The organism is Roseateles sp. (assembly GCF_036404855.1).
Classification (GTDB): Bacteria; Pseudomonadota; Gammaproteobacteria; order Burkholderiales; family Burkholderiaceae_C; genus Pelomonas.
Genome location: NZ_DASWYS010000016.1, coordinates 1 through 21,067, shown reverse-complemented (window position 1 = coordinate 21,067; position 21,067 = coordinate 1). Strand labels below are relative to the sequence as shown.

Below are 21,067 nucleotides of genomic sequence, written 5' to 3'. Positions count from 1 at the left end.
GATATTGGGGCTGGCATCGCCGCCGGCAGCAAACGGCGACACAGCACTGCGCGTTGCGCGCAATGCCGGCGATTCTTGGCTTTCAGCGCCGTAAGCCCATCCTCAATCGCTACGATGCCGGGGCTTCGGCACCGGACATTTCTTCAGGAGCGTCCGTGCAGCCTCAGCCCTTGTGCGAGACCTTGTGCCGCATCAGCTGGCCCTTCTCGCGCTCCCAGTCGCGCTTCTTCTCGGTCTCACGCTTGTCGTGCTGGGCCTTGCCCTTGGCGAGCGCGATATCGGCCTTCACGCGGCCGCCCTTGTAGTGCAGGTTCAACGGGACCAGCGTGAAGCCACGCTGTTCGACCTTGCCCACCAGCCGCTTGATCTCGGCCTTGTGCATCAGCAGCTTCTTGGTGCGATCGGCCTCCGGGTTGACGTGTGTGGAGGCGCTGCGCAGCGCGTTGATGCGGCAGCCGATCAGGAACAGCTCGCCGTCCTTGATCATCACGTAGCCATCGGTCAGCTGGACCTGACCCGCGCGGATGGCCTTGATCTCCCAGCCGGCCAGGACGACGCCGGCCTCGAACTGTTCCTCGATGTGGTAGTCGTAGCGGGCGCGGCGGTTCTCGGCGATGGACATGAAGCGGAATGTGAGGCCTGAGGCCCTTCTTACAATCCCGTCATTCTATGAAGCAGGTCAAAAAGTCCGTTCTGCTCTGGTACACGCCGCGGGAGATGTACGAGCTGGTCACCGCGGTCGAGCACTATCCCGAGTTCCTGCCCTGGTGCAACAAGGTCGAGGTCTTGGCTCGTGACGACGACACGGTCACGGCCCGGCTGCATCTCGCCTACGCCGGCGTTCGCCATGCCTTCACGACGCGCAACCGCAACGAGGCCGGCCGCAGCGTGCGCATGGAACTGGTGGATGGCCCGTTCTCGCACCTCCACGGCCTGTGGCAGATGTTGCCGTTGAGCAAGCCCGGCACGGAGGGCGAGGCGACGGCCTGCAAGATCGCCTTCGAGCTGAGCTATGCCTTCAACAGCGGCGCACTGGAGGCAGTGGTCAGTCCCGTCTTCGACCGCATCGCCAATACCTTCGTCGACAGTTTCGTGCAGCGCGCCGAGAGTCTTTATGGCCCGCGTTGAGCTCGTCTGGAGCCCGCAGGCCGGCGACGTGCAGCAGCGCTGGCTGGACGTGGAGGAGGGCAGCACCCTGGAGTCGGCGCTGCGAGGCTGCGCCGACTTCATGGCGGCGCAGGGAGAGCCGCTGGCTCAACTGCGCGTTGGCATCTGGGGCCGCGTGCGACCGCTCAGTACGCCACTGCGCGAGCGGGACCGCATCGAGGTCTACCGTCCGCTGACCGTCGACCCGAAGGAGGCGCGACGGCTGCGCTATGCCAAGCGTGGCGAACGCATCGTGTCACGGCACAGGCCGAGATCGCGCAGCGAGTAGGGCGCCTACTTGCACTCGCTGGTGATGACGTCGCGGGCGCGACCGATCTCGCCGGCGATCTGAGCCTCGTCCATGAAGACGCGCTCGCCCTTTTCGTTGGTGCGCGTCAGCCGCGTGCCGCTCTGGAGGTCGCGCAGATTGGACTGGGCGCGAGCGCAGTTGTCACGACGCTGGGCGGCAACGCGGCGCTCCTCTTCCTTCTGCCGGGCCGCCTCGCCATCCTGTTCCTTCTTCTGGCGTGCGGCGGTTTCAAGCTCGGCCTTGGTGGGCATGCTGGCGGCTGGCTTGGGCGCGGACGCAGCGCTGGCCTGGGTGCCTGGCGGCGTGACGATGATGAGCGGCCTGGCGTTGCCGGGGCGCTGCAGGATGTCCTTCTCGGGCGTGCCGGCCGGGGGCGGCATGTCGCTGTACTGCACGTTGCCTTTGGCGTCGCGCCATTTCCATTGCGCCTGTGCGGCGCCGGCGACGGCCAGGCAGAGCAGGGCGAGAACGGCGGGGCGAAGGGCTTTGCAGGGCATGCGGCCAGTGTAGCCGTGCGACCCTCCGTATAATGCCGCTTTGCGTCTGGAGCTTTCCTCATGCGCCTTCTTGGCAAAGCGCTCACCTTCGACGATGTGTTGTTGGTGCCGGCGTTCTCCCAGGTGTTGCCCCGCGACACCAGCCTTGCGACCCGACTGTCGCGCAACATCCCCCTGAACCTGCCGCTGGTGTCCGCCGCCATGGATACCGTGACCGAGGCCCGTCTCGCGATCGCCATCGCGCAGGAAGGCGGCATCGGCATCGTGCACAAGAACCTGTCCGCGGAAGCTCAGGCGCGCGAGGTGGCCCGGGTCAAGCGTTACGAGAGTGGCGTCGTCCGCGAACCGTTGACCGTCACCCCGGACGCCACCGTGCGCGACGCGGTCGAGCTGACCAAGCTGCATGGCTTCTCCGGCTTCCCCGTCGTGGAGGGCAAGCGCGTTGTCGGTATCGTCACGGGCCGCGACCTGCGCTTCGAGACGCGCATGGACGCCAAGGTGCGCGAGATCATGACGCCCGCTGACCGCCTCGTCACGGTCCGGGAGGGCGCCTCCCTGGACGAAGCGAAGGCGCTGATGCACAAGCACAAGCTGGAGCGTGTCGTCGTCATCAACGACGCCTTCGAGCTGCGTGGCCTGATGACGGTGAAGGACATCACCAAGCAGACCAGCTTCCCCAATGCCGCACGCGACAGCCACGGCAAGCTGCGAGTCGGCGCCGCCGTCGGCTTCGGCGAGGACACCGAGCAGCGCGTCGAGCTGCTGGTGCGCGCCGGCGTCGATGCCATCATCGTGGACACCGCCCACGGTCACAGTGCGGGCGTGCTGGAGCGCGTGCGCTGGGTCAAGCGCACCCATCCGCAGGTTGACGTCATCGGCGGCAACATCGCGACCGGCGCCGCTGCACTGGCCTTGGTCGAGGCCGGCGCGGACGGCGTCAAGGTCGGCATCGGCCCCGGCTCCATCTGCACCACCCGCATCGTCGCTGGTGTGGGCGTGCCGCAGATCACGGCAATCGACAACGTCGTGACGGCGCTCAAGGGCACCGGCGTGCCCGTCATCGCCGACGGCGGCATTCGCTATTCGGGCGACGTCGCCAAGGCCATCGCGGCCGGGGCGGACTGCGTCATGATGGGCGGCGCCTTCGCTGGGACCGAGGAAGCCCCGGGTGAGACCATCCTGTACCAGGGCCGCACCTTCAAGAGCTACCGTGGCATGGGCTCCATGGGTGCCATGGCCAAGGGCAGTGCGGATCGCTACTTCCAGGACACCTCGGCCAACAACCCCAACACCTCCAAGCTCGTGCCGGAAGGCATCGAGGGCCAGGTGCCCTACAAGGGTTCGGTCGTGCAGGTCATCTTCCAGATGGCCGGAGGACTGAAGGCGTCGATGCACTACTGCGGTTGCGGCACCATTGCCGACATGCAGAACAAGGCGGAGTTCGTCGAGATCACGACGGCGGGCATGCGCGAAAGCCATGTCCACGACGTGCAGATCACCAAGGAAGCACCCAACTACCGCAGCGAATGAGCTGATGACGGTGACAACGGGGCGACGCCAGTTCGCCCCGTTTCTCTTTTCTGCAAACGTGACGAGCACCATTTGAGCCCCACCCCGCAACGTGCGCCCGCCATGGGCTTCATCATGGTCGCCGTGCTGATCGACATGATCTCCATCGGGTTGATGGTGCCGGTGCTGCCGCACATCGTCGGCACCTTCACCCAGGGCAACGACGCGCAGACGTCGGCCTTCCTGCTGGTGACCATGGCGTTCGGCGTCGCCAACTTCCTGGGTGCCCCCATCCTTGGCGCGCTGTCAGACCGTTTCGGCCGCCGGCCGGTGCTGCTGATCGGGTTCATGGGACTGGCCCTTAGCTTCTTCGTGACGGCCATGGCCACGGCGCTGTGGGTGCTGGTCGTCGTGCGCCTGTTCTCGGGCGCGATGCAGGCCAACGTGGCCATTGCCAATGCCTACGTGGCAGACATCACGCCGGCCGAAGACCGCGCGCGCCGTTTCGGCCAGCTCGGTGCCATGTTCGGCGTCGGCTTCATCCTCGGCCCGGTGATCGGCGGCTGGCTGGGCCACTACGACGTGCACTGGCCCTTCTTTGCTGCCGGCTGCATGGCTGTGATGAACTGGTGCTACGGCTTCTTCGTGCTGCCGGAGTCGTTGCCCAAGGACCGGCGGACCGCCTTCGACTGGAAGAAGGCCAACCCGGTGTCGGCGCTGCGCGGCCTGGCGGCGCTGAAGGACGTTGGTCCGCTGGTGTTCGTGATCGCGCTGGCCTCCATGGCCCAGTTCATGTTGCACATGACGTGGGTGCTCTACACCAAGTTCAGGTTCGGCTGGGGGCCCCTGGAGGTGAGCTGGTCGCTCTTCGCCGTGGGCGTCGTTTCGGTCATCAGCCAGGGCGTGCTGCTCAGGCCGCTGCTGGCGCGCTTCAGCCCGCCCCGTCTCGCCCTGATCAGCATGGGCTCGGCTTCGCTGGCCTATCTCGGCTGGGGGCTGGCCACCGAGGGCTGGATGATGTACGCCGTCATCCTGTTCAACCTGCTCGGCGGTGTCGCGGCAGCTGCTGTGCAGAGCATCATCTCCAACGCCGCCGGTCCCACGCATCAGGGCCGAGCCATGGGCGCGGTCTCCTCGCTGAACAGCCTGATGGCGGTCATTGCGCCCGCTGTCGGCCTGACGCTGCTGGGCTGGGTGTCGCACCGTCCGGCGAGCGACCCGCTGATGGGCTTGCCCTTCTACACCTGCGCCGCCCTGCAACTGATCGGGCTGGTCGTCGCCTACCGCTTCTTCCGTCGCCAGCGCCTCGCCTTGCAACCTGTCTGAGAACACCATGCAACACGACAAAGTCCTCATCCTCGACTTCGGCTCCCAGGTCACCCAGCTCATCGCGCGCCGCGTGCGCGAGGCGGCTGTGTACTGCGAGATCCATCCGAACGACGTGTCCGACGATTTCGTGCGCAGCTTCGCGCCCAAGGCCATCATCCTGAGCGGCAGCCACGCCTCCACGTACGAGGACCACGAGCTGCGCGCGCCCCAGGCGGTGTGGGACCTGGGCGTGCCGGTGCTGGGCATCTGCTACGGCATGCAGACCATGGCCGTTCAGCTGGGCGGCAAGGTCGAGTGGAGCGATCACCGCGAGTTCGGTTACGCGGAGGTGAGGGCCCATGGCCACACCCAGCTGCTGGACGGCATCCAGGACTTCGAGACACCCGAGAAGCACGGCATGCTCAAGGTCTGGATGAGCCACGGCGACAAGGTCACCGTGCTGCCGCCGGGCTTTAAGCTGATGGCCTCCACGCCCAGTTGCCCCATCGCCGGCATGGCCGACGAAGCACGCAAGCTCTACGCCTTCCAGTTCCACCCCGAGGTCACGCACACGCTGCAGGGCGCGGCCATCCTGACCCGCTTCGTGCGCGACATCGCAGGCTGCCAAGGCGACTGGCAGATGGGCAGCTACATCGACGAAGCCGTCGCGAAGATCCGCGAACAAGTGGGTGACGAGGAAGTCATCCTCGGTCTGTCAGGCGGCGTCGATTCGTCGGTGGCCGCGGCCTTGATCCATCGCGCCATCGGTGACCAGCTCACCTGCGTCTTCGTCGACCATGGCCTGCTGCGACTGAACGAGGGCCGCATGGTGATGGACATGTTCGCCGGCCGCCTGCACGCCAAGGTCGTGCACGTCGACGCCAGCGAGCAGTTCCTCGGCAAGTTGGCCGGCGTGACCGACCCTGAGCGCAAGCGCAAGATCATCGGTGCCGAGTTCGTCGAGGTCTTTCAGGCCGAGGCCAAGAAGCTGAAGAACGCCAAGTGGCTGGCTCAGGGCACCATCTACCCCGACGTGGTGGAGAGTGGCGGCACCAAGACCAAGAAGGCTACGACGATCAAGAGCCACCACAACGTCGGCGGCCTGCCCGAGACGCTGGGTCTGAAGCTGCTGGAGCCGCTGCGGGAGCTGTTCAAGGACGAGGTGCGTGCGCTCGGCGTGGCTTTGGGGCTGCCGGCCGATATGGTCTACCGCCATCCCTTCCCGGGCCCGGGCCTCGGTGTGCGCATCCTGGGGGAGATCAAGAAGGACTTTGCCGAGCTTCTGCGTCGTGCCGACGCGATCTTCATCGAGGAGCTGCGCAACACCATCGACCCGGCCACGGGCAAGAGCTGGTATGCGCTGACGTCGCAGGCTTTCGCCGTGTTCCTGCCAGTCAAGAGCGTGGGCGTCATGGGCGACGGCCGCACCTACGACTACGTCGTGGCCCTGCGCGCTGTGCAGACCAGCGACTTCATGACGGCCGACTGGGCCGAATTGCCTTACGCGTTGCTCAAGCGCACCTCGGGCCGCATCATCAACGAAGTGCGCGGAATCAACCGCGTCACCTACGACGTGTCGAGCAAACCGCCTGCGACCATCGAGTGGGAATGATTCAAAGTCGTGCCGGGTCGTCTAACGCGATCCGGTGAACTTGATGAACCCAATTGCGACAGGGACTTAGTTGTCCCAGGGCATCCCAGGATGTTCCCCGAAAGCTCAACGGGCTGGACGGTATCGAAGACTGCATCAAGAAGCTGGTCCCCGACGACCCGAGTTGATACCGTCAGCCACTCTGACGGTATCGGATGACGGTATCGAACGGGGGCCAAAGATGCTCAGGGGCATGCAGTTGAGGGCGCTCAAGCCCACGGGAAAGGTCTTCAAGGTCGCAGACGCGCACGGCTTGTATGCCGCCGTCACTCGCACGGGCGTCGTCAGCTTTCGCTTCGACTACCGGCTTCACGCGCGTCGTGAGACGCTGGTGATCGGCAAGTACGACCCAACCCACGGCGCGAGGAAGACGCGCGACACGGATCAACTTTCATACGGTCTGCCGGTATCGCTGGCGGAGGCACGCCAACTCCGAAGCGTGCGCCCATGCATGCACCGAGCCGCGTCTGTGTATGTTGCATCGCAATTGCAACGCATTGCCTCGTCATCATGAAGACCGCTACCTTTCCTTCGCTGCGGGTCGAGCCCGAACTGCGCGATGCTGCGGAGAGCGTCCTGGAGGACGGCGAGACGTTGTCGAGCTTCATCGAGGGAGCAGTACGCGAGACCATCGAGCGTCGACGGACTCGCGCGGAGTTCATCGCACGCGGCCTGGCCTCTCGCGAGGAGGCCAAACGCACGGGTGTCTACATCTCCGCAGATGTGGTCCTCGCCGACCTTTCCGACCGGCTGGAACGGGCGCGCGGCGCTCTTCAGCAGAAGGGCGGCAAGAAGGGACGTCCGTGACCTATGAGGTCCGGTTCACCGCGACTGCTCGCGAGGACCTCACCCGCCTGTACGACCTCTTGCTGGACCGTGCGACAACAGTCGATGAACTGGACGACGCCGAACGAGCCCAGGCAGCCTTGGCGGATGGCCTGAACAGCCTTCGCCACGCGCCTTTCATCTATCGCAAGGCGGGCGCGGATCCCTTCTTGCGAGAACTGCTGATTCCCGTCGGGCGTAGCGGCTATGTTGTCATGTTCGAGATCGAGGATGCCGTCACGGTCACTGTGCTGGCGGTGCGCCATCAGCTTGAGGACGACTACCACTGAACCTGTACTTGGGCGGGCACTGCTTCGAACGTTGCTCTCGCTCGATGTCGTCGTGACTTCGCCTGCATACTGAGAGGCCCGTGAATCGGGCTCTGCCCTCTAAAAGGCAGCCTACGCGGACAGCAGTTCTGCGCCGATGACCTTGGCTGCCTTCTTGTCAAATGTCCACACGGGCTGTTCATCTGCCTGAGCTGCCAGGGCGATATGCACGCAGTCCGCGAAATCTGCGGTGCCCTTCTTGAAATGCAGAAGCGCTACTTCAAGAGCCTGCTCGTTTTGAAAAGACAGCTCTGCTGCCGACAGTAGGTCCGAAATCGTCCGCACTACATCGTCTTTGCAGAACTCGAAGTTGGAGCGCAAGACCCATTCCAACTCGACCGTGACGGAAATCGGAACGAAGAGCGTTTGCCCAGCGCTCACGCACTTCCGGATGAGCTTCGTTGCTGCAGCAAGCTGGGCAGCGTCGTCCTGCACGAGATATCGCACCAGGACATTCGTGTCGAGGGCCGCCATCTATCGCCAAGCGTTCATCTGCTCGACGGTGACATGCTTTCCCTTGGGGGCCTTCAAGACGCCCGCAAGGTCAAGGATGGACTTCGTTTTTGCTCGCACGACGATGGTCCCGTCGGGGGTGACGGTCCAGACCAGACGCGTGCCAGGCACGGCGTGCACCAGCTCTCGCACTTCCGCCGGAACTGTGGTCTGCCCCTTGGCGGTGATGGTTGACTCTGCCATGTTGGATCCTTACTTTCACATAAATGGTAAGGAGCATTGCGTCGTGCTGCAAGCCCTACAGGGATGTGTTCTGGGTCCGTACCAATCGTCTAGCAGAACTTTCGGAGACGGCTGAATGCCGGAATCGGGCACAGGACCGGTAACCCGCTCTTACGCCGTCTGCGTTGATGCCACGGATGGCAATACGACAAGTGCGACAGGGGCGTCACTGCTTCGCAAAGTCACTCGCCAACCGGGGCCTTGAGCGGCAGGTATGCGGCGTTGAATTCAAGTAGCCCTAGGGATGGTCTGCACAATGCATCATCCGACGCGTCGCGGCGCGGATGTGGAAGACGGCTGCCGCCCATAACCTGCCGGTCGCGAGCGGCAGCTTCGGAGCGTTTCGAACCGGCCGGACCGGCAAGTTTTGCAGAGGCGGTTGATCTTGTAGTGCGGTTGCACTACGATTTGGCCATGAAAGACGCTGTCATTCCCCAAGTCCGTGTTGAGAGCGAGCTACGTGCAAACCTCGATGCGGTGCTGCGTCCTGGCGAAACCCTGACTGAGTTCGTCGAGGGCGCGGTGCGCAACGCCGTGGAATACCGGCGCGTTCAGACCGACTTCGCATCGCGGTGTGAGGCATCTCTGGCCGAGTATGAACGCACAGGAGTGTCCATCCCAGCCGCCCAGGTCATTGCAAAGCTCGAATCCAAGCTGGCTAAGCGCCGCAAGCAACTTGGCGGATGAGCTACGCCGTCGAATTCACGCAAGGCGCTGAGGACGATCTGGTACGGCTCTACGACTTTCTGCTCAATTGCGCCGAAACGCTCGAAGAACTTGAAGTGGCCGACGAAGCGATCAACGTCATCAGACAAGTTGCATTGAGCCACCTGTCGAAAACGCCATACAGCTACCGCAAGGTAGGTGCCCGGTCGACGCTGCGCGAACTCATCATCCCGTTCGGCAAGACCGGCTACATCCTGCGCTTCGACATCCGCTCGCCCGAATTGGTGCTCGTGATCGGCGCGCGCCACCAGCGCGAGGAAGACTTCCATTGACCTCCTCCAGGCCGCGCTCAGGCAGCGCTGTGCAGGGATCTATGTATACCGGCTTTCGGCCAGGAGCTGTCTTTGGGGGCTGACCGCTCTCGGGTAGGCTGTTGCCAATGACCGACTTCAGCAGCTATCTCGCCGCCCGCTTGGCGGCGGGCGACACGCTTGATGATGCCCTTGCTCAGGTTCGCCGCTTGGAGGGCGCGCACCCTGTGGCCGCCATCAAGGCCATCAGTGCCGCGACGGGCGTGAGCCTCGGGGAAGCGAAGCGAATCTTTGACGCGTCTCCGAGTTGGCGGCAAGAAGTGCTTGCAAATCGTGCGCTGCACGGAGAATCCATCACCGCTTTGCTCCGCAATTCGGAGTCGTAAATCTGCGCCTGCTATCGGCCAGAAGTAAGAATGCGACTTGGACGATCCCGAAACAGCGTACGAGGGGGCGCAACCGAACGTGATCGATCTGTCGCGCCAAGCGCTCGACATCGTGCCGAAGCTGATGCCGGAGAACGTGTTGGTGCCGGTACTGAGTGCGACCGTGTGACAAGGGGATTGCATGTTGATCCTCTCGGAGCGTGCTGCTGATGGACGGCGGTCGGTTTTCAGTTGTCGGAGAAAAAAATCACTGTAAGTGATCGAATTTCTCATTCATCGAACCACCGAGCCGCGCGCGAAAACCAAGACGAAGAGGACGATGCTCGGCATGAGCATCGACAGTTTCACAGCCGAGCGCTTGATTCGGGACGTAGAGGCCGGAGGTTCGAATCCTCTCACCCCGACCAGAATTCTCCTTGTGAATCAAGGACTTCCCCAAGTCAGGAGACAGTCCTTGATGCCGCAAGAAGGGGATTGGTGGTAAATCGGTGGCACGACGCGTATCACGGCTGCGAAAAAAATTCGCGGCATCCCACCTGTACTTGCCTATACCGAGTTCCAACAACTATCGGAACTCGCCCCATGGCAAGCATTGAAAACAAGTCCCGCACCCAGGTCACGGTCAAGAACCGCAGCGACCTGACCAAGCTTTTCCCCCACAACAACAAGTCGCAAGCCGCCTACGACTACGTCCGGCAGTTGAAGGCCGAACTGGTCCTTTGCAAACCAGGCAGCAGTCAAGTGCCACTGGCAGACTCCGACCAGGCCAACCGGTCATGCAGCGGTCGCACGGGATCAGGAAAGGTGCGCCTGTCGCGCACATAAATCCGGGGACCGAACGCAGTCCAGTACGTGCTGTCGTATCAGGCCTTTTACAGGATGGCAGGCAGGTCCGCAGCGTAAGCAGACGCCTGAAAAGGTCGGCCTTGGCTGGCGAATTCGGCCGCCGTCCATGGGGGCAGAGTGTCTCTTCGCCCCCCCACTTGCTTGCGAAGCCCGGCAAGCTTCAGACCCACGAGACAGATATGGCCAGGCTGCCGCTGCCTCAATCTGAAGCACGGCTTAGCCAGGCAGTTCAGCATTCAGATGGCAGTCATCGCCTGCATTCGAGGGGAACAACGCTGAGTCGTTTTCGAAGGCCCTGCTCCTTGGTCTTGTGGATAAGCTCGTTATCCCCAGGTTCAGCGCCGCTCCCGGCCCCATTCGCAGCGCGCACCACCGGCACCCCGCGGATAACGATCTGCTAACACTGCGCTGCTTACAACCCTGAGCGAAGCGCGGCATCGGGTCGCGTATGCGGGAAGTCTGGCGTTGCCGGCAATTGGCGCTCTTTGGGGCGCCGCTCGAGCCACGCCATCCGCGAACTTGTTGGAGAAGCGTCGTGCATTTGCGATTCTTGGCTTTGGCCGCAGTGGTGACCACTCTCTGGCTGGCCGGCTGCGGCGGCGGCGGCGGGGGCGACGCCGCTCCTGTCGGCAGCGCCTCGCCGCCGGCCAGCAGCGAGCCGACCATCGGCGCATCCGGCGGCACCATCGCCGACGCCACCGGTGCGCAGGTCATCGTGCCGGCGGCGGCACTGAGCGAAGCCACCACCATCCGCATCGCGAAGGACTCGGTCGGTGCCCCGGCGTTGCCCGCCGGGGCGCGGCTGGCCAGCCCGGTGTATTCGCTGACGCCGCACGGCGTCGACTTCAAGTCGCCGGCCCGGCTGCGCATTCCCTTCGATGCCACCGCCGCCGGCACCAGCGCGCGGCTGGTGCTGCTCAAGGCACAGCCCGGCGGCGAGTGGACGGTGCAGACCGACGTCGAGCGCGACGGCGCCAGCCTGCTGGTGGATGCCACCACCTTCTCGTACTACGCTGTCACCTTCTGCGAGGTGGGCGTGCGCGACCCCTATTGCAGTTCCAGCAACTATCAGGTGACGCTAGACCTGGCCAACCCCGCCGCCATGAAGGCCGCCGGCCGCGGTGCCGCGCCCGCCAAGGCCACGGCAACGGTGACGCAGCCGCGCTACGTGGACCTGGAAGTGGCCTTCACCGCACCCACGGTGGCCTACGGGATGACCTACCGCGTCGTCGCCAGCAAGGGACGGCCCAGCCTGCCGCGCGAGGTGCTGAGCGGCGCGCTGCCGGCCACGTCGCCGGCACGGCTGCGCGTGCCCGTCACCGAGGCCGACAACGGCCTGCTGTCGCTGTGGGTGGAGATCGCCTGCGTGGCGCAGCCCGACCCCTGGCGGTCTACCGGCCAGATGCTGTGCGACCCGGGCAGCGACCCGCGCTTCGGCGGCGGCGACATCCCCGTGCTGCCCTTCCGGGCCAACAGCAACGTGCAGCTCATTCAGGTGAGCATCCCCGCCGGCGCGCCCGTCGGCAACCTGGCGCCGGTGATCAGCGTGCAGCCGCAGAGCCAGACGGCCGCAGAAGGCGCGGCCGTGCCCGTGTTCAGCGTCGAGACCACCACGCCGCTGACGCGCCACTTCTGGGAAGCCAGCTTCGACGGCGGCGCCACCTGGCGCGACCTGGGCTCCTACCCCGCGAAGTTCACCGAGCCCGCCGGCTGGCCCTGGTGCGGGGCTTCCGATCCGCCCTGCGACAAGACGCCGGTGCTGGCCGACCCGGCCCTGCAGAGCAGCGTCGTCGCGCCCTGTGGCGTCGCGGCCAACACGGATTGCACGGCCGGCCTGCGGCTGACTGCGCGCATGAACGGCCGCCAGCTGCGGGCCAGGCTGGTCAACGACTTCGGCACCACCTATTCGAACGTGGCCACGCTGACGGTGGCTGCGCCCACCGTGCCGGTCTTCGTGCAGCACCCGCAGAACATCCAGGTCACCGAGGGCCAGACGGCCAGCTTCAACATCGTCACGAGTTCGCTGCCGCAGGCCGACATCTGCTGGCAGTCGCGGGCATCGGAAACCGCGGCGTGGACCGACGTCCGCTGCCCGGGCAGCAGCACCTACACCACGGCCGCACTGGGCATCACGGCCAGCGGCGCGCAGTTCCGTGCCGTGGCCAGCAACGGCGCCGGAACGGCGACCAGCAACCCGGCCAGCGTGATCGTCACACGCATGCCGGCGCTGCCGTCCATCAGCACCCAGCCTGGCGCCCTGACGGTGGCCGCCGGCAGCACCGCCTTGTTCGCCACTGCCATCGACGGCACGGCGCCGTTGTCGTACCAGTGGTTCCGCAACGGCGTGGCCATCGCAGGCGCCAACGCCCCGGTGCTGCGGCTGCCCGCCGTGGCCGAGGCCGACTCGGGCAGCAGCTACGCGCTGGAGATCGGCAACGCCGCCGGCACCGTGCGCAGCAGCGCCGCCGCGCTGACCGTCACGCCGGCGGACAAGCCGCCGGCCCCTGTGGCGCCGGCCATCGTCACGCCGCCCGCGCCCGTCATGGTGGACAGCGGCAACACCGCCACCTTCGGCGTGGGCGTGGCCGGCACCGGCCCCTTCACCTACCAGTGGCGCAAGGACGGCATGGCCATCGCCGGGGCCACGGCAGCGGTGTACAGCCTGGGCGCGGCCCGCGTGGCCGACCAGGGGGCCTACTCGGTGGTCGTGAGCAACAGCGTGGGCACGGTCGGCAGTGCCGCCGCCACGCTGACAGTGAACGCCCCGGTCACGCCCTCCGTCACCGCGCCGGCCATCACCACGCCGCCGGCCACGCTGGTGGTGATGCCCGGCGGCCCGGCCACGCTGGCCGTGGCGGCCAGCGGCAGCGGCCCGCTGCGCTACCAGTGGGCCAAGGACGGCACCCGCATCACCGGCGCCAACGGCCCGGTGCTGCAGTTCGCCAGCGTGTCCGGCATCGATGCCGGCAAGTACACGGTGACGGTCAGCAACACGGCCGGCAGCGTCACCTCGGTCGCGGCGGAGTTGATCGTCGTCGGCGTGCCCGCCATCACCACGCAACCGGCGGCGCAAACGGCGACGGTGGGCGGCACCGCCACCTTCAGCGTGGTGGCAAGCGGCAACGCGCTGCGCTACCAGTGGACGCGTAACGCCGTGGCCATCGTCGGCGCCACGGCGGCCAGCTACACCACGCCTGCCCTGGCCGCGGGCGACAACGGCGCGGTGTACGGCGTGCTGGTCTACAACGCAGCAGGCCTCGTGTTCAGCCAGAACGCGGTGCTGACGGTCAACGCGGCCCCCATGGCGCAGACGGTGCAGGCCAGCCTGACGAGTGCGGGCGCGATGCCCAACGGCATCAGCTACCGGCCTTCACTGTCGGCCGATGGCACGCGGGTGGCCTTCATCTCGGCCGCCACCAACCTGATCCCCGGCACGGTGGTCAGCGGCCATGCCTACCTGCGCGACCTCACCGGCAACACCACCACGCACATCACGGTGCGGCCCGACGGCAGCGAGTCGTCGCAGGGCACGACCATGGTGAAGCTGGCCGCCAACGGGCGCCACGTGGTGTTCCGCTCGCGCGCCAACGACCTCGTGGCCGGCGACACCAACACCGCCGACGACGTGTTCGTGCGTGACCTGCAGACGCAGACCACGGTGCGCGTCAACGTGCTGGCCGACGGCAGCCAGGACACCGTGTCTGCCGGCACCACCGGGCTGGGCGCCGACATCTCGGCCGACGGCCGCAAGGTGCTGATGCGCTCGGCGGCTAACCTCGCCGGCGACGGCGGGGCCACGCCGAGCTACCGCTGGTACCTGCGCGACCTGGATGCCGGCGTGACGCGACTGGTCGCGGGATCCGAGGACGGCCAGGGGGCGGCCCTATCGCCCGACGGCCGCTACGTGGCGTTCATCCAGGCTACGCTGGCACCGGCGCGGAACCTGCTGATGCTCTACGACGACCAGGGCGGCAGCACCAGCCAGCTCCTCGCCGTGCCCAGCGGCACCTTCCCGGAGGGCCTGGGCGGGCCGGTGGCGATGTCCGATAACGCCGACGCCATCGCGTTCATGTTGCGCTCGTCCAGCGTCGGCGGCGGGGCCGCGGCGCTGTACGGGCAGATCGCAGTTTTCGAGCGAGCGACGGGCACCCTCACCATCGCCAGCCGCACCGACGCTGGCGCGTCCGGCGACGGCCACAGCACCCTCCCCAGCCTGTCGCGCGACGGCCGCTACGTGTCGTTCCGCTCGGCCGCGCCCAACCTGTCGGGCGACCCGGCCAGCGCGGTGGGCAGCTACCTGCTGGTGCGCGACCGCCAGGCCGGCACCACCCGCATCGCATCGCGCCAGCCCGACGGCACGCCCTTCCTGAGCCAGCAAGGCTTCAACGAGAACGCGCTGAGCGCCGACGGCAGCGCGGTGGTGCACCTGGCCGACGCGGGCGAGGTGGTGCCCGGCGCCCTGGGCGGCATCCAGGTGTATCTGAGCCCGCGTCCATGAACAAGGAGTCCCGCTTGAACATCACCCATCTCCGCTGCGCCGTGCTGCTGGCGCTGACGGCATCGGCCCCCTTGGCCCGGGCAGCCGACGGCTTCGCGCCGCCGGGCGCCAAGGCCACGCTGGACGTCGAATACCTCTACGAATCGGCCGGTAGGAAGCAGGACAGGATCGACCTGCACGAGTGGCGCGTGCGCCGCGTGGCACGGCTGACCGCCGAGCTGCTGCCGCGCCCGCCGACGCCGCTGCCCACGATGCAGCCGCTCGATGCGAGCCAGACCGCCGAGCTGAACGCCCAGGCCGCCCAGGGCCAGGCGGCGGCCGGCAAGCTGGCGCCGCTGATGGCCAGCGCGGAACAGATCATGGCCAGGTGCGGCGACGACGAGGCCTGCATCACCCGCGAGACGATGAAGCTCGGCGGCGCGATGTCGGGCACCGCCTCGGTGAACCAGGCCATGAGCGCGGGCAAGGACGTCGAGGCCCTCTCGCGCCCGGGCAGCCCGCGCTACCAGGCCTGGCAGGCCGCGGGCCAGAAGGGCGACTACGCCATCGACGAACGCGCCCACATCGTCCACGGCGACCCGATCTGCATGAGCCTGCCCAGGGCCCGGTGCACCCGCGACGAGGTGCGCCAGGGCGCCGGTGCGATCCCGCTGCCGCCCAACGCGGCGAAGGCCACCGGCAGGGGCGCCGGCGTCGCCGCGTTCGAGGTCGATCTGGCCAAGAAGACGCTGACGCTGGCGCTGCCGGTGCCGCTGATGCCCTTGCCCTACACCGAGACCATCACCAGCGACGAACCCGCCGGCACCCACTCGGTGCCCACGCCCAAGGGCCCGCAACCCCGGCAGCTGGCCTTTCAGACCGGCGCCGCGGGCCAGCCCGTGACGCTGCCGCTGAAGGGCGGTTGGCGCAGCCAGTCGGGCGAGCGTGTCATCCCCATCGCGGGCCAGGCCGGTGAAGGCGGCAAGCTCACCGTGCGCTGGCGCCTGGCCTTGCCGTGAACCCTGTCGGCCGAGCCACGCGGCTGCTGTTCGCGCCGTGGTGCGCCACAGGTGAGTCTGGAGATACTTGCGCCATGCACCTCCTGCTGAGCCGGACGGCAAGCGTCCAAAGCACCCGACATGCCGACGGCGCCACCTGGGCCCTGGCCGATCTCGACGCTGCGCTGCTGGCCTGGCTGGCCCTCGAGGGCCCCACCCAGCGGACCCGGCTGAGCGGCTTGTTGTGGCCCGCCAGCGATCCGGTCGCCGCGCGCAATTCGCTGCGCCAACGCCTGTTCAAGCTGAAGCGGCAGTGCGGCGCCGAACTGGTGGTGGGCGGTGCCGTGCTCAAACTGGCCGAGGGCGTCAGCCACGACCTGCACGACGCCGACGACGTGCTGGGTGCCACGCCGCATGACCACAGCCCCGAGTTTGCCGCATGGCTGCGGCACCAGCGTGCGCGCCGCCGCAGGCGGCTGCGGCAGGCGCTGGTCGAACGCTGCGAGCGGGCCGAGCAGGCGCGCGACTACGCCGATGCGCTGCTCGCGGCCCAGGAACTGCTCGCGCTGGAGCCGCTGTCGGAAGACGCGCACCGGCGCGTGATGCGCCTGCACTATCTGGCCGGCGACCGCGCCGCCGCGCTGCTGGCCTTCGACCGCTGCGAGCGCATGCTCAAGGACGAGGTCGCGGCAACCCCCGACGACCAGACACTGCAACTGCTGCGTGCCATCGAGCAACCCGCCGCCGACGCGGCCTTGCGCCCCGCCACCGCCGTGCCGGCAGCCGTGCTCAGGCCGCCACGGCTGTTCGGGCGCGCTGAGGCGCTGGGTGTGCTGGGCGCGGCGGTCGCGCAGCGCACCGTGGTGCTGCTGTCCGGCGAGGCGGGCATGGGCAAGTCGCGCCTCGTCGCGGCACTGGCCGAGGCGTCGCCCGCGGCGGTGCTGGGCGTGGCGGCACGCGTGGGCGACGACATGGCGCCGTTTGCGCTAGCCGCGCGCTGGCTGCGCGCGCTGCTGCGGTGGCCAGGCGTGGCTGCCACCGACGCGCAACGGCTCGCCCTGGCCAACGTCCTGCCAGAGTTCGGGCCCGTGCCAGCGCGAACGCCGGCCGCCGATCGCGCGCTGCAAGTCGAGGCCATCGAAGGCCTGCTGGCCACGGCGGCGGCTCAGGGCCTGTGCGCCTGCGCCGTCGACGACCTGCAGTTCGCCGACGCGGCCAGCGTGCAGTTGCTGCATGCGCTGGCCGGATGCAGCGCCTGCGGCTGGGTGCTGGCCATGCGCCCGGACGGCCTCGGCGCGGCGCAGCAGGCGCTGTTGAAGGCCCATCGCGATGCCAGCCATGCGACGGAGCTGCACCTGCAACCGCTGGCCGACGACGAGGTCCAGGCGCTGATCGACTCGCTGGGCCTGCCCGGCCTCGGCGGCCCCGCGCAGGCCCGGGCGCTGAGACGCCACACGGGTGGCAATCCGCTGTACCTGCTCGAGACGGTGCAGGCCGCGCTGACGTCGCACCGCGGCGAACTGACGTTGCCTGGCAGCGCCATGGTGCAACAGCCCGGCGAGCGAGGTGCCGCGATCGCGTGGCCGCAGGCCGACAGCGTGCTGCGGCTGATCCAGCAGCGGCTGGCGCGACTGAGCCCGATGGCCATGAAGCTCACCCGCTGCGCGGCAATCGCCGGCCAGGACCTGTCGGCCGCGCTGGCCGCCGAGGTGCTGGGGCTGCGCACGCTCGACCTTACCGATGCCTGGGCGGAGCTGGAAGCGGCCCAGGTGCTGCGCGAAGGCGGATTCGCGCACGACCTCATCGCCGAGGCGGCGCGCGGCTCCGTGCCTCAGGCCATCGCCTGCACGCTGCACGGCGAAGTGGCGGCCTTTCTCGAACAGCACCAGGGCGAGCCGGCGCGCGTGGCCGAGCACTGGACCCTCGCGGGCGAGGCGCTGCGTGCGGTGCCGCACCTGACCGCGGCGGCGCAGCGTGCGCGCGCCGCCGGCCAGTTCCTGGATGCGGCGCGGCTGCACGAACGCGCCGCCGTGGCCTTGCGCGCGGCGGGCCAGCGCTCGGCGGCGCTGGAGGCCTTCTTCGCCGCAGCCGACATCCTGGGCGACGCGTCCTGCGCGCAAGACCTGGAACGTCTGCTCGAAAGCCTGGACGAACTTGCCGGCGACGACGATGCCGACTGCGCCCTGGTGGCCTGCGTGCGCATCGTGCTGCTGAGCGAGCAGGGCCGCCACGAAGACGCGGTGCGGCTGGCGCTGGACGCGCTGGGCCGCGCCGAGCGCAGCGGGCAGTTCGACCTGCAGGCCGAGCTGCACTGGGATCTGGCCGCCTTGCGCTGGATGCGCCGCGAGATGGCCGACGCCGCGCGGCATGCCGAGCAGGCGCTGCACTGTCTGAACCAAGCCGCAGCGGCGCCCTCGCGGCTGGAGCAGGTGGGCCGGTCGCTGGCCGCCATCCGACGTCGCGTGCTCAACGCTTCGGCGCTGCTGCTCACGGCGGCCGGGCGGCATGCCCAGGCCGACGCGCGCTTCGAGGAGGGCTGGGCGCTGGCGCAGGCCGATCGCGACAGCACCACCGCCCGCAACATTTCCGCCGGCCTGGCGGCGAACGCGCTGGACCAGGGCCGGCTCGACCGCGCCTTGGTCTGGAGCGAGCGGGCGGTCGTCCATGACGAGCGCCTCGATGCCGACCTGTCGACCCGACTGGTCAGCCTGACGAACCGGACGGCGGTGCTCGCGGTGGCTGGCGATCTGGGCGGCGCGCTGGCGCTGACCGCCCGCGTGGCCGAGATCTGCGCGCAAGGCACGGCCAAGTCCATTCCTGCGGCCTGGCGCCGCGTGCACTGGCTGCAGCACGAGCTGGGGCGCGGCGACCTGGCGCGCAAGGGGCTGCAGGCACTGCTGGAGCGGCCGGACCTGCTGCCCATCGACCGCACCGCCATCGAGGCCACCTTGCTGCATGCGGGTGGGCGCACGCGCAGCGACGACCTGCTGGACCGCATCGTGGCCCTCGACGATTTCCCGATGCGCGCGAGGCTGCTCAGCCTGGCCCAGTCGGGCTGCGATGCGCAGCAGATCCTGCCGCTGCTCAGCGCGAGCGCCGCCACGGCCCGCGACTGCGGCGCCCGTGGCTTGTGGCGGGACTTGCAGGCAGCGCGCGTCGCAGCCTTGCGCTCAACGGGCCGGCGCGACGAAGCGGCACAGGCCGCGTTGTCCTTGTGGCCGTCGCTGGACGAGGGGCTGGCGGGCCTGGGCCTGTTCTCGCGCCTGGCCGCCGAGGTCGCCGCGGCGCTGGGTGACAGCCATGCGGAGCTGGCGGCGACGATTCGGTTGCGCGTCTCGGCCTGGCGGGCGAAGGCCGCATCCACCTTGCCCGAGCCCTGGCGGCAGAACTACCTGTCGCGGGCGCCGGGCGTGTTGCCCACGAAACCCTCGTCGACGCCCGACCTTTCTCTCGATCGCTGAGCCGACGCCGCACCCGGTCTGCTCCTGGCCGTTCCGGTCAACTTCAGCAGGAAGCGGATCGCCAACGGCACCAGCACGACATCGTCCAGCAAGCCCAGCACCGGGATGAAGTCGGGAATCAGGTCGATGGGCGACAGCACGTACAGCACGATCAGCGCCGTGCCGGCCTTGAGCCACGCGGGCGCGTCTGGATCGCGCACGGCGCGCCAGAGCCGGCGGGCATCGCCGCGCACGACGGTCCAGAGAAGAGTCAGGCGTTTGAACATGGCGCAGCGCTCCAGCGAACGGCGAACACGGCCGTGCGGGGCAAGTGGCCCCGGTTGCGCCCGTCACAAGGGCAGGCAGCGATGCGTTACATCTGCGGCTCAGGCCACGCGTTCGAAGTCGATGTGGCCGAGGCGGGGGTCGACGGCCACCAGGCGCACGCGCGTGGTATCGCCCACGTCCAGGCCTTCGAAGCCCTGCACCACCCGCCCTTCCACGAGCGGCTGGTGCAGGCGCACGAACGTGCCCTTGGGCGCCACGCCGGTCACCACCGCGTCGAAGACCTCGCCCACGCGGGGGTCCAGCAGGAAGGCGACCGCCCCCTTGAGCACCTGGCGCTCGACGGCGTTGGCCCGGCCCTCCTGCTCGGTGCAGTGCTGCGCAATGCCCTCTAGCGCCTCCACGGTGTAGGGCGGAGGCTTGCCCGCCAGCACCGCCTTCACCAGCCGCTGCATGACCAGATCGCAATAGCGGCGATTGGGTGCCGTGGTGTGCGCGTAGTCGTCAACCGCCAGCCCGAAATGGCCCTCTCCGGGCCGCCCCGGCGCGGCGGCCGAGTATTGGCCAGCGCCCAGCAGCTTGACGACCGCGAGCGACAGGTCGGCGAAGCCGGCGGGGTCGGCCACGCGTTGCGTGGAGAGAAAGCGGTCGAGCGCGGCGGCATCGGGTTCGTCGGGCAGCTGGCCGCCGTGCAGCGCCGCCAGCGCTTCGATACGGTCCCAGCGCTGCGGTGCGCGCAGGAAGCGGCGCAGGGAGGGAAATCCGTGCTGGTCCAGGAAGCGCGCCGTGGCGCCGTTGGCAGCGATCATCAGCTCGGCGATCAGGTCGTTCGCGCGGTTCTTATGGTCGGCCTGCAGGTCCACCAGCCGGCCGTCGACGAACACGGGGCGTGCCGACACGGTGGTCATGTTCAGCGCGCCGTGCTCGTGACGACGGCGCGCCAGCCGCGTCGCGACGGCGTCGTGAAGTCGCAGTTGCTCCGCCAGTGGCGGCACCTCGGCGAGGCGAGGCAGCGGCGACGACTCGTTGTCCAGCCAGGCGCTGACCCCGTCGTAGGTGAGCTTCGCGCAGTTGATGACGACGGCCGCGTAGAGCGAGGCGTCCGACACCGACCCGTCGTCTTCGACGCGCAGGTCCACCACCACGGCCAGGCGCTCCTGACCCTCGTGCAGCGAGCTCAGGTCGGTGGACAGCGTCTCCGGCAGCATCGGGTAGACGCCCGCGGCCGTGTACACCGAGGTGGTGTTGTTGGCCGCATGCTCGTCGAGCGCGCTGCCAGCAGGCACGAAGGCCTCCACATCGGCGATGGCGACGAGCACACGCGTGGCGCCGCCTGGCAGCGGCTCGG

Annotated in this window: 22 protein-coding genes; 16 read left to right on the top strand and 6 right to left on the bottom strand. The window is 68.0% G+C overall.

The genetic code is table 11. The features are described from left to right. Positions 1-163 precede the first annotated feature (163 nt). Complete coding sequence (gene smpB, locus VGF12_RS01140; protein WP_331174210.1) at positions 164-622, bottom strand: SsrA-binding protein SmpB; 459 nt, start codon at positions 620-622, stop codon at positions 164-166. Positions 623-669: 47 nt separating this feature from the next. On the opposite strand from smpB, the gene VGF12_RS01135 reads away from it, so the two are divergent. Further along, on the top strand, positions 670-1,128 hold the full coding sequence (locus tag VGF12_RS01135; protein WP_331174209.1) for a type II toxin-antitoxin system RatA family toxin: 459 nt from the start codon (positions 670-672) through the stop codon (positions 1,126-1,128). Beyond that, positions 1,115-1,435: an RnfH family protein gene (locus VGF12_RS01130; RefSeq protein ID WP_331174208.1), complete on the top strand. Its 321-nt coding sequence runs from the start codon at positions 1,115-1,117 to the stop codon at positions 1,433-1,435. Before VGF12_RS01135 ends, VGF12_RS01130 begins: the two co-directional genes overlap by 14 nt. Positions 1,436-1,440: 5 nt before the next feature. Here the strand turns inward: VGF12_RS01130 and VGF12_RS01125 are convergent, their stop codons facing one another. Beyond that, on the bottom strand, positions 1,441-1,953 hold the full coding sequence (locus tag VGF12_RS01125; protein WP_331174207.1) for a DUF4124 domain-containing protein: 513 nt from the start codon (positions 1,951-1,953) through the stop codon (positions 1,441-1,443). 60 nt (positions 1,954-2,013) lie between these two features. Between VGF12_RS01125 and guaB the strand changes: the two genes are divergently transcribed. From guaB to VGF12_RS01095, 6 genes are all read left to right on the top strand, one after another. Further along, positions 2,014-3,483, top strand: a complete 1,470-nt coding sequence (guaB, locus tag VGF12_RS01120; RefSeq protein WP_331174206.1) for an IMP dehydrogenase — start codon at positions 2,014-2,016, stop codon at positions 3,481-3,483. A gap of 72 nt (positions 3,484-3,555) precedes the next feature. Further along, positions 3,556-4,788 carry a TCR/Tet family MFS transporter gene (locus VGF12_RS01115; protein ID WP_331174205.1) on the top strand — a complete coding sequence of 411 codons (1,233 nt, stop codon included), beginning with the start codon at positions 3,556-3,558 and terminating at the stop codon, positions 4,786-4,788. A 7-nt stretch (positions 4,789-4,795) separates the two neighbouring features. Beyond that, entirely contained in the window at positions 4,796-6,382 is a 1,587-nt protein-coding gene (gene guaA / locus VGF12_RS01110) for a glutamine-hydrolyzing GMP synthase (protein WP_331174204.1), read from the top strand. A 220-nt stretch (positions 6,383-6,602) separates the two neighbouring features. Further along, positions 6,603-6,935, top strand: a complete 333-nt coding sequence (locus tag VGF12_RS01105; RefSeq protein WP_331174203.1) for an Arm DNA-binding domain-containing protein — start codon at positions 6,603-6,605, stop codon at positions 6,933-6,935. After that, positions 6,932-7,228, top strand: a complete 297-nt coding sequence (locus VGF12_RS01100; RefSeq protein ID WP_331174202.1) for a YlcI/YnfO family protein — start codon at positions 6,932-6,934, stop codon at positions 7,226-7,228. The genes VGF12_RS01105 and VGF12_RS01100 overlap by 4 nt, the downstream gene beginning before the upstream one ends. Then, the gene (locus tag VGF12_RS01095; RefSeq protein WP_331174201.1) at positions 7,225-7,536 is read left to right on the top strand and encodes a type II toxin-antitoxin system RelE/ParE family toxin; all 312 of its coding nucleotides are present in this window, start codon (positions 7,225-7,227) and stop codon (positions 7,534-7,536) included. Before VGF12_RS01100 ends, VGF12_RS01095 begins: the two co-directional genes overlap by 4 nt. 111 nt (positions 7,537-7,647) lie before the next feature. On the opposite strand, the gene VGF12_RS01090 is transcribed toward VGF12_RS01095, so the two are convergent. Together VGF12_RS01090 and VGF12_RS01085 are read right to left on the bottom strand one after the other, a co-directional pair. Then, positions 7,648-8,049, bottom strand: coding sequence for a type II toxin-antitoxin system VapC family toxin (locus tag VGF12_RS01090; RefSeq protein WP_331174200.1), 402 nt, complete (start codon positions 8,047-8,049; stop codon positions 7,648-7,650). Further along, positions 8,050-8,271, bottom strand: coding sequence for an AbrB/MazE/SpoVT family DNA-binding domain-containing protein (locus VGF12_RS01085; protein ID WP_331174199.1), 222 nt, complete (start codon positions 8,269-8,271; stop codon positions 8,050-8,052). It abuts the gene before it with no gap. 453 nt (positions 8,272-8,724) lie between these two features. Here VGF12_RS01085 and VGF12_RS01080 point away from each other — a divergent pair, with 453 nt between their 5' ends. From VGF12_RS01080 to VGF12_RS01045, 8 genes are all read left to right on the top strand, one after another. After that, positions 8,725-8,997, top strand: a complete 273-nt coding sequence (locus tag VGF12_RS01080) for a YlcI/YnfO family protein (protein WP_331174198.1) — start codon at positions 8,725-8,727, stop codon at positions 8,995-8,997. Beyond that, positions 8,994-9,308: a type II toxin-antitoxin system RelE/ParE family toxin gene (locus VGF12_RS01075; RefSeq protein ID WP_331174197.1), complete on the top strand. Its 315-nt coding sequence runs from the start codon at positions 8,994-8,996 to the stop codon at positions 9,306-9,308. Before VGF12_RS01080 ends, VGF12_RS01075 begins: the two co-directional genes overlap by 4 nt. Before the next feature lie 107 nt (positions 9,309-9,415). Next, complete coding sequence (locus tag VGF12_RS01070) at positions 9,416-9,673, top strand: hypothetical protein (RefSeq protein WP_331174196.1); 258 nt, start codon at positions 9,416-9,418, stop codon at positions 9,671-9,673. Positions 9,674-9,710: 37 nt separating this feature from the next. After that, complete coding sequence (locus tag VGF12_RS01065) at positions 9,711-9,842, top strand: hypothetical protein (protein ID WP_331174195.1); 132 nt, start codon at positions 9,711-9,713, stop codon at positions 9,840-9,842. A gap of 413 nt (positions 9,843-10,255) precedes the next feature. After that, on the top strand, positions 10,256-10,498 hold the full coding sequence (locus VGF12_RS01060; RefSeq protein WP_331174194.1) for a hypothetical protein: 243 nt from the start codon (positions 10,256-10,258) through the stop codon (positions 10,496-10,498). 589 nt (positions 10,499-11,087) lie between these two features. Continuing rightward, on the top strand, positions 11,088-15,017 hold the full coding sequence (locus tag VGF12_RS01055; RefSeq protein WP_331174193.1) for an immunoglobulin domain-containing protein: 3,930 nt from the start codon (positions 11,088-11,090) through the stop codon (positions 15,015-15,017). Positions 15,018-15,031: 14 nt separating this feature from the next. Beyond that, entirely contained in the window at positions 15,032-16,015 is a 984-nt protein-coding gene (locus VGF12_RS01050; RefSeq protein ID WP_331174192.1) for a hypothetical protein, read from the top strand. 74 nt (positions 16,016-16,089) lie between these two features. Then, positions 16,090-19,455, top strand: coding sequence for an ATP-binding protein (locus VGF12_RS01045; RefSeq protein WP_331174191.1), 3,366 nt, complete (start codon positions 16,090-16,092; stop codon positions 19,453-19,455). Here the strand turns inward: VGF12_RS01045 and VGF12_RS01040 are convergent. Together VGF12_RS01040 and VGF12_RS01035 are read right to left on the bottom strand one after the other, a co-directional pair. Then, complete coding sequence (locus tag VGF12_RS01040) at positions 19,383-19,721, bottom strand: YkvA family protein (RefSeq protein ID WP_331174190.1); 339 nt, start codon at positions 19,719-19,721, stop codon at positions 19,383-19,385. The two genes, VGF12_RS01045 and VGF12_RS01040, sit on opposite strands and share 73 nt — an antisense overlap. Before the next feature lie 99 nt (positions 19,722-19,820). Then, positions 19,821-21,067 (bottom strand): RNB domain-containing ribonuclease (locus VGF12_RS01035; RefSeq protein WP_331174189.1); only part of this gene is annotated, 1,247 nt, incomplete at its 5' end.